This is a genomic window from Sphingomonas sp. 8AM (genome assembly GCF_902506455.1).
In the GTDB taxonomy this organism is placed as follows: Bacteria; Pseudomonadota; Alphaproteobacteria; order Sphingomonadales; family Sphingomonadaceae; genus Sphingomonas.
Genome location: NZ_LR733844.1, coordinates 361,900 through 374,941, shown reverse-complemented (window position 1 = coordinate 374,941; position 13,042 = coordinate 361,900). Strand labels below are relative to the sequence as shown.

The window sequence follows — 13,042 nt, the reverse complement described above, 5'->3', positions numbered from 1 at the left end:
GGGCGCCGGTACGGCGCCCGCCGCGATCATCGCAGTACCTTTTCAGCGTCGACCAGCCGCACGTCATGCATCTGGTGTAGATACGCCTCATAATAGCCCTTGTGCGAGGCACCGACGATCCCGAGCAGGCGCTTGCCCGGATGCGGCGCGAGAACGTCGCGAATATTGGCCACCATCCGCAAGTTGCGCGTCTCCCAATAGCCCAGATACGTGCGGCCGAAGCGCTGCGGGGACGGCTCCACAAAGGTCGCGCCGAAATCACTGCGGTAGGCAAGCTCCTGCGCGCGCGCCGCATTATAGCCACGATAGAGCGCGATCACGCCGCCCGGCTGTGCCAAACCCCGCTCCAGCGAGTCGGTGAACGCCTGTCGTTCGTGCGTCGCGATATTGTCCCAGACGCGCCCGATCACCGTGCCGAATCCGGGCGCGTCGAGGGCATCCGCGGTGTGATCGTCCACGCCATGAACGCGCTCCAGCCCCAGTCGCACCGCCAGCGCGACCCCCACCCATTGAGTTTCTCCCGGGCGGTCCCAACGCCGCCCGAGTTCGGCCAGCATCGCGGCGTCGAGCCCGTCGCCGACGCGGCGCTCGCGCGCCGGCAGCCGCAACCATTGCACCAAAGCCGACGCCGGTTCGCCCGCGGCGAGGAACAACGCCGCCAGCCGCCGTCGCTGCGTGGCGGTCGGGGCGGTGGGCCACATCGCGAGCGTCTGCTCCACCGCCGCATTCGCCGCCGGCACGTCCAGTCCCAGCGCCTGCCCCCACGGCGAAGGGTCGGGACAATAGGTCGCGATGCTGTCGGCATAGCGGGATGGATAGCGCCGCATCGAGTCGCACTGCAGCCCCGACAGATCCTCGGTCGCAATTACCTCCGGCTGCCATACCGCAAGCCGGTCGAGCAACGGCGAGAGCGCATCCCGGCGCAGCGTCCTGAACGCGGAAAGATGCGCGGAGCCGAGCACCAGCACCTGGTTGAACGGCCCCGGCGGCGGCCCCTTGAGTCGCTCCGGGTGGAAGCTCGGCACATATTGCTGTGCCGCCGCGGCGATCGGCAGGCTGCCCGCCACCAGTGCGATGATCCCGCATGTCAGCCCCGTCCCGATCCGCATCTTGTCCCCCCGGCTTTTCCCAGGTGTATTATGCAGATGGCACGCCCGGCGGCAAGCCGCGATCAAGGGCGGGGCCGGCGTCGCTGCCGGCCCCGCCATGAAAGGTTACTTCTTGGCCGCTGCGGCCGCCGGGGACGCATTCGCGACCGGCGCATAGCCGGGCTGATATTCGATCTTCGCGGTCGAGCGCAGCTGCTTGACGTCCGACGCCAGCCCGTTTCGCGTGCCCTGCTGGCGCAGCGCCGCCATCGCCGCCTTGCGCATGTCGTCCTGCGACATCTGCACCGGCTCACGCCCGGCGATGATGTTGGCGTAAAGCTTGCCGTTGGCGGGGAGCACGAAGGGCTCGGTCGCGGGCAGCGCGAAGATGCGCTGCAGCGCCTCCGGTGGCACGCTGGCGGTGTCGAGGCGTCCGCTGGTGCGCGTGAAAGGGATCTTCAGCCGTGTCAGCACCGCCGCCACTGCATCGAGCGAGTGCGCATCCGCCAGCGGCGCGAGCGCCTTGGGATCGGACGGCGCGTCGATCGCAATCTGCTGCAATGCCAGGATCTGACGCTGACCGAACTGATACGGATTCTGCGCGATGAACGCGTCGACCGCGGCCTGGTCGGGCAGCTTCTGACTGCCGGCCTGCCGCTCCGCGTTCATGGCAATCAGCAATTCGTCGGTCAGGCGACGCTGCCGGCTGAGGAATTCCGGCGACTTGTCCACGCCGTTCTTGCGCGCGGCCTGCGCCAGCAACCGGCGGTCGATCAGGCCCTGCAACAACTGCTGACGCGCCAGTTTCTGGTCTGCGCTCGGCGGCACGTTCGCCATCTGCAGCTCGCCGTTCAGCTCGCCGGCGGAAATTTCCTCACCGTTCACAACGGCAACGCTTTGCCCGGTCGGCTTGCGATCACATGCCGCGGTGACGAGCGACAGGGCGGTCACGGCCAGCAATGCACCACGCTTCAACATATGATTTCCCCCTGGGACACTTCGACATTGCGCCGTTACTAGCACCGGCGGATCAAATCCTGTAGTGCCCCGGGACGGTAATTGGGAACCTTCCATGGAAACGGTCTACGATTGGGTCACACTGGCCATCTTTGCCGGCCTCGTCGTGCTGTTCCTGCAGCGTTCGATGGCGGACGATCATCAGGATTCGATGATCGCCTATCTCGCGGGGGCGGCGATGTGTGCGCTCGCCAATTATCTCGGCAATGAAGGGCATGACCTGCTGGCAAGCCTGTTGATCGTCGCCAACCTCGCCTTCATCCTGTTGGTGCTCAAGCCGATCGAGCTGCCGCGCCGATCCTGACGGCGGGTCGCCGCACGGATCAGCGAGCGGCGATATCGAGGAAGCGGCGCACGTCGGGCGGAACCGCTGCGAACATCGCCTGCACGAAGCGGGTCAGCGCCGCCACGCCCGCCTCCCGATCCGGGGTCAGCGCCGAAACGCGCACCAGCACTGCGTCGGGCACGTCGCCCTTCAGATTGGCACGGGCCACCGACCAGCGTTGTCGCGCCCAGGTAAGCGGCATGTCCTCGCCGACGCGCGTCCAGTAGAGCAACTGCTCGGTACGATCGTCGGCGTTCGCGGTGATCGCGGTTGCCTCCAGCCGGCTGCCGGGCAGCGCGATCGGCAGCACCGTCCGCTCCATCAACGTGAAGCCGCTGGCCGGGTAGCAATATTCGGGACGATGCACCTGCAGCACGCCGGTCTGCCCGCCACTTTGCGCGATGAGCAGCATGATGGGCAGCGCGTCCGCCGCGACATAGACGCGCGTCATCAGCTGCGAATACAGCGCGTCTTTCAACTGGTCGGCGGGCGGGACGACCAGCCCGCTTTTGGAGTAGAATTCCCACTCCCCGATCTTCTGCGGGATCAGCTTGTCGATCTTGCGATCGCCCAGCAGGTCAATGTGGTGATGCGGCACCCGCGCCACTGCGGTTCCCGCGGTCAGCAGAAACGCCCCGCCCAGGATCGCCTGGCGCCGGCTGAACACGGGATCGTCGTGCGCGCGATCAGTCGTCATGGCCGTTCCCCAAAGCGCGCCGCAGCGGCGCCGCCAGCCCGTCGATCGCGAAGATTGTCAGCACCGAGATCAGGAACATGACCAATCCGGCGAAATCGTGCGCGAAGCCCTGCGCTGCGGCGTCGCCGAAATAATAAGTGATGAGGATCAGCAGGATAACCCGCACGAAATTGGCGAAGACCGCGATCGGGATGATCGTCAGCATCAGCAGCGCGCTGTACCGCCAGTTCGCGTGGTGCCGCACGTAGATATAGAACAGGCAGATCGCGGTCAGGCTGATGATCGAGTTCAGCCCCGCGCAGGCCGCCGCGACCAGCAGGTCATATTGCGCGATCTGGATCGACACGCCCGAGCTGCCGATCGGATACCCAAGCGCGTAGAGCAGGTTCACCGCCTGCTCGGAGATCGCGATCTTGATCGGTTGCGTAATGATCGCCACCGCCTGATCGGGGGGCGGAAAGATGAAGCCGAGGTACAGCAGCGGAAACCACAGTTCGCGCAACACCGGGCCGCCAAACAGCAGATAACCTGCGCCGAGCAGCGCGCCATAAAAGGCGAAGCCCTCGATCTCGATGATGCCGGTAATATGGGCGACGAGGTAGGCGAGCAGGCACAGCGCGACGAACGCACCGCCGAGCACCGCATTGCCGGGCGTGCGCAGCCGCAACGCGTGCGGCACCTCGCGCCACATCAGCCACAGCCCGGTGGCCAGCACCAGTGGTCCATGGCCGCCCTGCTCGGTCGACCAGCTGACGCGGGCGACGGTGAGCATGGTCGGGATGCCGAGCGCGATCACACCAATGATCAACAGCCATGCGGACAGCGGCAGCTTCGGCCATCGCAGCGGCGCGGCGCGGCGTCGCGACGGCTGGCGGTCCGCGCCCTCCCATGTTCCGACGGCTTCGTTATTCACCTTGTCTGCTTCCGACGCGCGGGCACAATCCTGGTTGGCACCGGCGCCCCATCCGGCTTGATCCTTTTAGACATTCCCGAACCCCGCTGCAACCAACGCAACGGCGCGACCATGGTGGCGCTTCCCGTCGCGGGACGCCGCGCTATGGCGGCGTCTTTCTCAAGGTCCGGTAAACTCTCGCGTGGCATGGCGGAGCGTCGCACGAGCGCCTACAGGCGGAGCCGGCGGGGCAGCGCAATCAGGGGGTTGGACTATGGAGGTGATCGCGACGATCGTGGCAGCGGCGCTCGCCGCACCGCTCGCGATCCTCACCGCGGCCTTCGCGGTCGAGGTGATCGCCGGGCTGCGCACGATGCGCACGGCTGCCGAAGAGCGCGGTAGCGGCGGCGCGCCGGTGGTGATCGTCATGCCCGCCAACGACGAGGCGGCGGTCATCACCCGCACCCTGACGCTGCTCGCCGCCGAATTGCCCGAGGGGTTCGACGTGCTGGTGGTAGCGGACAATTGCACCGACGATACCGCCACGCTTGCCGAGCAGGCCGGGGCGACGGTGCTCCGCCGCGACGACCCCGCTCATCGCGGCAAGGGCTTCGCGCTCGCCCATGCGCGCGACCATCTCGCCTCGCACGCGCTACCCTGCGCCGTGGCGATCGTGCTCGACGCTGACTGCACCATCGACCGCGCCTCGCTCGCCGCGCTCGCCGCAGCGGCGCGACACACGCCGGCGCAGGCCAGTTACCTGATGCGCCCCGAGCCCGGCGCCGCACCGATGGTACAGGTGTCGAACTTCGCATTCGCGATCAAGAATCTGGTGCGGCAGCGCGGGCTGCAGCGGCTGGCCGGGCGGGTCAATTTGACCGGCACCGGCATGGCATTCCCGTGGCCGGTCTTCCGCGACGCGCCGCTGGCGACCGACGACATCGTCGAAGATCTCGCGCTCGGGCTCGACCTTGCGCAGCGCGGCACGCCGCCGCGCTTCGCCGCGGGGGCGACGGTGTGGAGTGCGGCGAGCAGCGCCGAAGGGACACTCAAACAGCGGACGCGCTGGGAGGGCGGTTTTCTCGCCACCTCGCGCCGCCACGCGCTGCCCGCGATCGCCGCCGGGCTGCGCGCCGGCAAGCTCCGCGCACTGTGGGCAGGGCTGAGCCTCGCAGTGCCGCCGCTGACGTTGCTGCTGCTGCTCGATGTGGCAGGACTGGCGGTGCTCGCGCTGCTCATGCTGCTCGGCGCGGCGGCGTGGCCGGCGCTGCTGCTCGGTGCGCTGCTGCTGCTGGCGTTGGCGGCGCTGGTCGCGGCGTGGGCGCGTGTCGGACGACCGTTCCTTTCCGGCGCCGCGGCGATCCGGCTGCCGCTCTACATCCTCTGGAAGATCCCGCTTTATCTCGGGCTGGCGCGCAAGCGCCCGACCGACTGGCTGCGCGCCGGTCGCTAGCGCGCGCCACAACAGGGTTTGCGCAAGGCGTAACGGCTCCTTAGTAGCCGGCAACTAACGCTTTGCCTGCGACGCCGCCCGGCGCTCGCGAACAGGCGGCAAGCAGGGGATCACGGCCGGATGGCGCGGAATTATCAGTCACGTAAGCGTATTCTGGTGACCGGCGGCGCCGGCTTCCTCGGCTCGCACCTGATCGACCGCCTGCTGGAGCGCGGCGACGAGGTGGTGTGCGTCGACAATCTGTTCACCGGCGCCAAGCGGAACATCGAGCATCTGCACAGCAATCCCCGCTTCGAGTTCATGCGCCACGACGTGTGCTTCCCGCTCTATGTCGAGGTCGACGAGATCTACAATCTCGCCTGCCCGGCGTCGCCGATCCATTACCAGCACGACCCGGTGCAGACGACCAAGACCAGCGTGATCGGCGCGATCAACATGCTGGGGCTGGCGAAGCGGCTGAAGTGCAAGATCTTCCAGGCCTCGACCAGCGAGGTCTACGGCGATCCGCACGTCCATCCGCAGACCGAGGATTATTGGGGCAACGTCAACCCGATCGGGATCCGCTCCTGCTATGACGAGGGCAAGCGCTGCGCCGAGACGCTGTTCTTCGACTATCACCGACAGATGGGGCTGGAGGTGAAGGTCGCACGCATCTTCAACACCTACGGCCCGCGGATGCACCCGGCCGACGGGCGCGTCGTCTCGAACTTCATCATGCAGGCGCTCAAGGACGAGCCGATCACGCTGTACGGCGACGGCTCGCAGACGCGCAGCTTCTGCTATCGCGACGATCTGGTCGAGGGCTTCCTGCGGCTGATGGACACCGCGCCCGACTTCGCTGGCCCGGTCAACATCGGCAACCCGAACGAATTCACGATCCGCGAGCTCGCCGAACTGGTGATCGAGCTGACCGGCTCGCGCTCGACGCTCGATTATCGCCCGCTGCCGCAGGACGATCCGATGCAGCGCCAGCCCAACATCACCGTCGCGCGCGACACGCTCGGCTGGGAGCCGAAGGTGCAGCTGCGCGAAGGGCTGGAGCGGACGATCGACTATTTCCGCGACTTCGTGAATTGAACATCGCGCCGTCAGTGCGAGCGTAGCGAAGCAATCCAGGGTCGGATCAGGACGCCCTGGATTGCTTCGCTACGCTCGCAATGACGCGGTCTGCGCCGCTACGACCTCCGCCAGAAACTCCCGATATTGCGCCGCCACGCGTGGCCACGCGAAACTGGCCGCGCGCGCCACGCCGCGCGGCACCAGCGTTTCGCGCGACGCAATCGCCTGTTCCAGCGCCCGCGCCACCGCCACCGGATCTGAGGTATCGAGCAACACCGCATCGTCGCCGACGATCCAGCGCAACCGTGCCGAATCATGCCCGACCACCGGCGCGCCGCACCCGAGCGCCTCGATATAAACGTTGCCGAACGATTCCTCCTTCGACAGGTGCAGGAACACGTCCGCCGACCGATAGAGCGCCGGCATCTCGGTCGCCGCCACCGTCAGCCGCCGGAACCGCCCCGGCAGCAGCTCGCTTGCCAGCCGGTCGACCGCCTCCCGCTCGGGCCCGTCGCCCGCGACGACGAGCTGCGCGCCCGGCATGTGGCTGACCGCACGTACGCCGTCCTCGACGCGCTTCGACGGGATCAGCGCGCTGACCATCAGCACGATTGGCCCCTGCTCGGGCAGGCCGAGCCGCGCACGCTCCGCCGCGCCCGGCGTGAAGCGCGCCGCGTCGATCCCGTTGGGGATCAGCGCGCAGCGCCAGCGGTCGCGGTTGCGCTCGAGATAATCGGGGTTGGTGCACACCAGCCCCTCGCACCCGAAGGTGCGGAACTCCGAATCGTTCGAGATCGCCGGCCAGTCGCCATTCTGCGTCACGAAAACATGCGGCGGACGCCGGCCGCCGAGCACGGGGCGGCGCAGCACCCAGTTGGTGAACGGGAACGAGCAGGTGACGGTCACGTCATGGTCGGCCGGGCGATAGGCGCGGAGCAGGCCAGGCGCGAAGGTCGCCTCCTCCCAGCCCGTGTCGCTGCGCAGCGCCGGCACGCGTGGCAATCCTTCCAGACGCTCCCGGCGGACCGAGCCAGCGTGAAGGAAGCGATAGGGCGTGCCCGCGCGCGCGTCGCCGGACCCAATTACCGTTACCTGCTCGCCCGCCCGCCCCAGTTCTGCGGCGAGCGACAGCAACGCGATCTCGGCGCCGCGCTCGAAGCGGTGGAAGCCGGGCAGGGCAAAGAGAATCCGCATCGTCATGTCCTTACCCGCACGCGCACGCTCCACGGTCCCTCGAATTTAACACGTGCGATGCTAGAGGGACGGGCGGTGGATCAATCCGGCTTGATTCGCAACGCTCACTGGACGACCGCTGCGACGGCATGACTTTTCCTTCTCCCACCACACCGACGCGGATCGGGATCGTCGCGATCGGGCGTAACGAAGGCGAGCGGCTGATCCGCTGCCTGCGCGCGCTCGACGGCAGCGGCGCGGCAGTGGTCTACGTCGATTCGGCCTCGACCGACGGCAGCGCCGATCGCGCGCGCGCGATGGGAGCGACGGTGGTCGATCTCGACCTCGCCCTTCCCTTCACCGCAGCGCGCGCGCGCAACGCCGGGCTGGCGGCACTGCCTGATGTCGAACTGGTGCAATTCGTCGATGGCGATTGCGAGCTCGACGGCGCGTGGCTGGCGACCGCCACCGCGTTTCTCGATTCGCGCCCCGACGTGGCGGTGGTGTGCGGACGCCGGCGCGAGCGCTTTCCCGACGTCTCGGTCTACAATCGCCTGTGCGACATGGAGTGGGACACGCCGGTCGGCGAGGCGAGCGCGTGTGGCGGCGATTCGCTGATGCGCGCCGCCGCCGTGCGCGCGCTCGGCGGCTTCACCGACACGCTGACCGCCGGCGAGGAGCCCGAGCTGTGCGCGCGACTGCGCGCCGCGGGCTGGCGCGTGTGGCGGCTGGACGCCGAAATGACGCGCCACGACGCCGCGATGCTGCGCTTCAAACAATGGTGGTGGCGCGCGGTGCGCACCGGGTTCGGTTATGCGCAGGCCGGCGACGCCACCGCATCGCTGCCGCAGCCGCTGTATCGTACCGAGGTGAAGCGCGCGCAGCTCTGGGCGGGAATCATCCCGTTCGTCGGTGTTGTGCTGGCGCTGATCGTCCATCCCGCCTTTCTGCTGCTGCCCTTCGCCGTTTTCGTCGCGCAGGTCGCGCGGATCGCGCTGCGTGGCGGGCAGCCGCGCGGCATGGCGTGGCCACATGCCTTCTTCACGATGCTCGCCAAATTCCCGGAGCTGCAGGGCGTGATCCGCTACCGGCGCGCGCGTCACCTCACCTCGGCGATCACCTACAAATGACCGACCCGCGTATCGCCTATGTCGTGAGCCAATATCCGGCCTCCTCGCACACCTTCATCCGCCGCGAGGTCGACAGCCTGCGCCGCCACGGCGTCGACATCCGAACCTACAGCGTCCGCCGCCCCTCACCCGCCGAACTGAAGGCGCCAGAGGACAAGGCGTCGTTCGACACCACGCGCTTCGTGCTGCCGATGCGTCTGACGACGCTGCTCGGTGCCCACCTCCGCGCGATCGGGACGCGGCCGGGCGCGTGGTTCGCGCTGCTGCGATTCGCGTTACGCCACCGGGCGCCGGGCGCGAAGGCGATGCTCTGGTCGCTGTTTCATTTTGCGGAGGCGGTCGTGCTCGCGGCGATGCTCCGCGCGGACGGCATCACCCACGTCCACAACCATTTCGCCAATGCCGGCGCGACGGTCGGGATGCTCGCGGCACGCTTCGCCGGGCTGCCGTGGAGCCTGACGCTGCACGGCATTTCCGAAACCGACTATCCCGCGGGGCTGACGCTGGGCGCGAAGCTGGAGGCAGCCGACTTCGCCGCGTGCGTGTCGTGGTTCGGGCGCGCGCAGGCGATGCGCGTCACCGCGCCCGCACAGTGGCACAAGTTCGCCACCGTGCGCTGCGGGCTCGACCTGCCCAGGCTCCCCGCCGCACCACCGCGCACCGGCCCGCGTCGCGAGATCGTCTGCGTCGCGCGACTCTCCGCCGAGAAGGGGCATCTCGGGCTGCTGGAGGCGATCGCGCCGCTCGATGTGGCGCTGACGCTCGTCGGCGACGGTCCGATGCTCGCCGAGATCGAGGCGGCGGTCGCCACGCACGGGCTGACCGACCGCGTCCGCTTCGCCGGCCGGCTCGACGAGGCCGCGACGCTGGCGGCGATCGCGCGCGCCGACCTGCTCGTGCTGCCCAGCTTCATGGAAGGGCTGCCGATCGTGTTGATGGAAGCGATGGCGATCGGCGTCCCCGTGATCGGCAGCCGCGTGGCCGGCGTGCCCGAGCTGATCGAGGACGGCGTCGAAGGATTGCTGTTCCGCCCCGGCGACTGGAACGACCTGCGGCGCGTCATCGCCCGCCTTCGCGACGAGCCCGCACTCGGCGACCGGCTGGCGACCGCCGCGCGCGCGAAGGTCGAGCGCGAATTCGACATTGCCACCGCGGTCCTGCCGCTCGCCCGCCGGTTCGGTAAGGATTGATCCGATGCTGTTCGACCATTTCGACCAAATCCGCATCGTCAACCTGGCGCATCGTACCGACCGGCGCGCGGAAATGCTGGGCGAGCTGCGGCGGATCGGCGCCGGCGACGACCCGCGCGTCGACTTCTTCGCCGCCTGCCGTTTCGACGATCCCGGTACCTTCAGCTCGATCGGCGCGCGCGGCTGCTACCACAGCCATCTCGACATTCTGGAGGCTGCGGCGGCGCAGGGGGCGAGCGTGCTGATCCTGGAGGATGACGCCGACTTCACCGCCGCCGCGCGCGACTTCGCGTTGCCGGACGGCTGGCAGATTTTCTACGGCGGCTACCACGCCGCCCGGCCCGACGATCTCCAGCGGTCGGACATCATCGGCTCACATTGCATGGGGTTCAGCGCCGACGTCGTCCCCGCGCTGGCCGCCTATCTGCGCGGGCTGCTGGCAAGCGCCGATCATCCGACGATCGACGGTGCCTATGTCTGGTATCGACGCGCGCACCCGGCGGTGGTGACGCATTTCGCAGTTCCCCCGATCGCCGACCAGCGCCCGTCGCGCACCGACATTGCCGAACTTCGCTTCTTCGATCGCTGGCCGGTGCTGCGCCAGGCGGCGCAGACGGCGCGGCGCATCAAGCGCCGGCTGGCGCGGCGCGGCTGAGAACCGCATCGCTTGCCGCGCCGCGGACGCCACTGATGTTTACTGGCCTGTAACCATGCCGTTTCACAGACCCCTAACCACCAGACGGTAGAAAGAGCCATCCCGACCGGACACCGTCCGGCTACTCCGGGCATGGAGCTTTCCGATGACATCGTTGCTGCGTCATGCGGCACCGGGGACGCTGACGCGTCGCACCGGCCGAACCCTCGCGCAACTCGCCGGCGCGCTCGCGCTGGCGTCGTGCGGCGGGGGCAGCGGCGGCGGTGGCGGCACCGCCGCGCCGAGCGCTGCGGCGCCCGTTACGGTTGTCCCGACCGCGACGCCCACGCCCGCTCCGGCACCGACCCCCACGCCGTCGCCCGATGCGGTAAGCCCCGGCAGCCTGTCGGCCGCCGAGAGCTATCCCGAGATCCCCAGCAACTTCGACGTCAATTCGGAGCTGGTGCCGTCGTGGGGCACCGGCGAGATCGCGCAGACCGGCAAGCCCGATACGGTCGGCGCGTTCCGGTTCATCTGCAACCCCAGCCACGAGCTGAAGGACGATCCGGTGATCTTCCCCGGCCAGCCCGGGCGTTCGCACCTCCACCAGTTCTTCGGCAACACGCTCGCCAACGCCAACTCGACCTATGAGAGTCTGCGCAAAACCGGCGAGAGCACCTGCAACAGCCCGCTGAACCGCAGTGCCTATTGGATGCCCGCGATGCTGAACGGCAAGGGCGGCGTCGTCCGGCCTGACTTCATCAGCATCTATTACAAGCGCCTGCCGGTCGACAGCGAAGAGTGCCTTCGTCAGGGCAAGGCCTGCGTCGACCTGCCGCGCGGGATGCGGTTCGTGTTCGGGTTCGACATGGCAAACATGTCGGTCAAATACGGTGCGGGCTGGTTCAACTGTCAGGGGCCGACCGCCAAGTCCGATCACTATGAAGACATCGTCGAAGCGGCCAAGAATTGCCCGATCGGCAATCAGCTGGGTGCGGTGATCACCGCGCCGAATTGCTGGGACGGCAAGAACGTCGACAGCGCCGACCACCGCTCGCACGTCGCTTTCGCCAGCTACGGTGACTGGGGCTATCTGAAGTGCCCGGCGACGCACCCCTATGTCATTCCATCTTTCACGCTGGCGGCATGGTACACCGTCGACGAGGATCTCGACACGTCGGGAACCTGGAACGGCAGCAAGACCAGCTGGCATCTGGCGTCGGACGAAATGCCAGGGATGCCGATGATGCGCCCGGGCAGCACGCTGCATGCCGACTGGTTCGGGGCATGGGACGATTCGGTGATGCGGATGTGGACCGCGAACTGCATCAACAAGCTGCTGACCTGCAACGGCGGGGATCTGGGCAATGGCAAGCAACTCAAGATGTTCGACGGCTTCACCTGGACCGCCAAGCCGCACGTCGTACCGGTGCGGAGCTGATCGTGGCGGGGCGATTTATCGTACGCCGCCACCGGCGAGGTCACATCAGCAGCGCGGCGAGGATCGTCCACAGCAGCGCTGCGAGCGCGAGGCCGGTCACCATGCCCCGCGCTGCGGACAGGGGATCGACGACCTCGGCGATGAACGGGCCGATCATGCCGAAACGATCGAAGACCAGCGGCACGCCACTCGCGGCAATTCGTTCCGTCCGATCGAAGCGCACCTGCCCCTCCATTTATCGTCATCGCGACTGCTCCGTCCCGGAACGGCACAGAAAAGTTGCACGGCGATGAACGAACTCCACCGAAGTTGTTTCCTCGGGCACAAAAACCGCGGCCCATTAACCCGCTGGTAGCCCTGCCCCGACTATTTTCTGATGCTTAGCGAAAGGCGCGGCGATGCTCATACCGGCAATATTGCTCCCAGGCGATTCGGACGACCGTCGCTCGGCCGAGCGGCAGACGATCAATCAACCCTCCACCCTCCGCGATGAGCGGGCGGAGGCGACCGACGTCTATGTGCGCGACCTGTCCGAAACCGGGTTCAGCGTCGCCACCGATTCGCGGCTGGAGCTCGGCAGTATGGTGACGATCGGCCTGCCCGGCCGCGGCCGCGCCAGCGCGCGCGTCGTCCGGCAGGTCACCGGCGGCTACGGTTGCGAGTTCAACGATCCGCTCGGCCGCTTCGACGTCCTCCAGACCTTCCGCGGCGGCACCGTCATCCAGATGACGACCAGCGCACCGATCGCCCATCCGCTGCCCGAACCGGAGATCCAGCGCTTCCCCGGCGCGGTAAGGATCGGCGTGATTGTCGGCGGTTCGGCGTTGCTGTGGGCAGGGGTGGTGAAGGCAATTTCGGCGCTGCTGTGACGGCGTAGGGCGCCCGCGGGTTCCGGCTTGACCTCGCCGGTCAGGCACACGATGCCGCGGGCGGAGAATCTTTC

General features: G+C 67.9%; 14 protein-coding genes. 8 read left to right on the top strand and 6 right to left on the bottom strand.

Annotated features, from left to right (window positions below; all coding sequences use genetic code 11):
- Positions 1–26: 26 nt before the first annotated feature.
- Together BACI71_RS01865 and BACI71_RS01860 are read right to left on the bottom strand one after the other, a co-directional pair.
- Positions 27–1,109: a DUF5694 domain-containing protein gene (locus BACI71_RS01865; RefSeq protein WP_159754297.1), complete on the bottom strand. Its 1,083-nt coding sequence runs from the start codon at positions 1,107–1,109 to the stop codon at positions 27–29.
- 105 nt (positions 1,110–1,214) lie between these two features.
- Positions 1,215–2,066 carry a SurA N-terminal domain-containing protein gene (locus tag BACI71_RS01860; protein ID WP_159754294.1) on the bottom strand — a complete coding sequence of 284 codons (852 nt, stop codon included), beginning with the start codon at positions 2,064–2,066 and terminating at the stop codon, positions 1,215–1,217.
- A 94-nt stretch (positions 2,067–2,160) separates the two neighbouring features.
- On the opposite strand from BACI71_RS01860, the gene BACI71_RS01855 reads away from it, so the two are divergent.
- Entirely contained in the window at positions 2,161–2,409 is a 249-nt protein-coding gene (locus tag BACI71_RS01855; RefSeq protein ID WP_159754291.1) for an XrtV sorting system accessory protein, read from the top strand.
- A 19-nt stretch (positions 2,410–2,428) separates the two neighbouring features.
- Here the strand turns inward: BACI71_RS01855 and epsI are convergent, their stop codons facing one another.
- Together epsI and xrtV are read right to left on the bottom strand one after the other, a co-directional pair.
- On the bottom strand, positions 2,429–3,127 hold the full coding sequence (epsI, locus tag BACI71_RS01850) for an exosortase-associated protein EpsI, V-type (protein WP_159754288.1): 699 nt from the start codon (positions 3,125–3,127) through the stop codon (positions 2,429–2,431).
- The gene (gene xrtV / locus BACI71_RS01845; RefSeq protein ID WP_159754285.1) at positions 3,117–4,040 is read right to left on the bottom strand and encodes an exosortase V; all 924 of its coding nucleotides are present in this window, start codon (positions 4,038–4,040) and stop codon (positions 3,117–3,119) included. The genes epsI and xrtV overlap by 11 nt, the downstream gene beginning before the upstream one ends.
- Positions 4,041–4,293: 253 nt before the next feature.
- On the opposite strand from xrtV, the gene BACI71_RS01840 reads away from it, so the two are divergent.
- Both BACI71_RS01840 and BACI71_RS01835 read left to right on the top strand, forming a co-directional pair.
- Entirely contained in the window at positions 4,294–5,472 is a 1,179-nt protein-coding gene (locus tag BACI71_RS01840) for a glycosyltransferase family 2 protein (RefSeq protein WP_236552771.1), read from the top strand.
- A gap of 120 nt (positions 5,473–5,592) precedes the next feature.
- Positions 5,593–6,549 carry a UDP-glucuronic acid decarboxylase family protein gene (locus BACI71_RS01835; protein WP_159754282.1) on the top strand — a complete coding sequence of 319 codons (957 nt, stop codon included), beginning with the start codon at positions 5,593–5,595 and terminating at the stop codon, positions 6,547–6,549.
- Positions 6,550–6,618: 69 nt separating this feature from the next.
- On the opposite strand, the gene BACI71_RS01830 is transcribed toward BACI71_RS01835, so the two are convergent.
- A complete protein-coding gene (locus BACI71_RS01830) occupies positions 6,619–7,725 on the bottom strand; it encodes a glycosyltransferase family 4 protein (protein WP_159754279.1) in 1,107 nt (368 codons plus the stop codon).
- 128 nt (positions 7,726–7,853) lie between these two features.
- On the opposite strand from BACI71_RS01830, the gene BACI71_RS01825 reads away from it, so the two are divergent.
- From BACI71_RS01825 to BACI71_RS01810, 4 genes are all read left to right on the top strand, one after another.
- Positions 7,854–8,834: a glycosyltransferase family 2 protein gene (locus BACI71_RS01825; RefSeq protein ID WP_159754276.1), complete on the top strand. Its 981-nt coding sequence runs from the start codon at positions 7,854–7,856 to the stop codon at positions 8,832–8,834.
- Positions 8,831–10,024 carry a glycosyltransferase family 4 protein gene (locus BACI71_RS01820; protein WP_159754273.1) on the top strand — a complete coding sequence of 398 codons (1,194 nt, stop codon included), beginning with the start codon at positions 8,831–8,833 and terminating at the stop codon, positions 10,022–10,024. Before BACI71_RS01825 ends, BACI71_RS01820 begins: the two co-directional genes overlap by 4 nt.
- 4 nt (positions 10,025–10,028) lie before the next feature.
- Complete coding sequence (locus BACI71_RS01815; protein ID WP_159754270.1) at positions 10,029–10,679, top strand: hypothetical protein; 651 nt, start codon at positions 10,029–10,031, stop codon at positions 10,677–10,679.
- A gap of 145 nt (positions 10,680–10,824) precedes the next feature.
- A complete protein-coding gene (locus BACI71_RS01810) occupies positions 10,825–12,099 on the top strand; it encodes a DUF1996 domain-containing protein (RefSeq protein WP_159754266.1) in 1,275 nt (424 codons plus the stop codon).
- Between the two features lie 40 nt (positions 12,100–12,139).
- Here BACI71_RS01810 and BACI71_RS01805 read toward each other — a convergent pair whose 3' ends face one another.
- The gene (locus BACI71_RS01805) at positions 12,140–12,334 is read right to left on the bottom strand and encodes a hypothetical protein (RefSeq protein WP_159754263.1); all 195 of its coding nucleotides are present in this window, start codon (positions 12,332–12,334) and stop codon (positions 12,140–12,142) included.
- 163 nt (positions 12,335–12,497) lie between these two features.
- On the opposite strand from BACI71_RS01805, the gene BACI71_RS01800 reads away from it, so the two are divergent.
- Positions 12,498–12,968: a PilZ domain-containing protein gene (locus tag BACI71_RS01800; RefSeq protein ID WP_159754260.1), complete on the top strand. Its 471-nt coding sequence runs from the start codon at positions 12,498–12,500 to the stop codon at positions 12,966–12,968.
- The last annotated feature ends 74 nt before the right edge of the window (positions 12,969–13,042 follow it).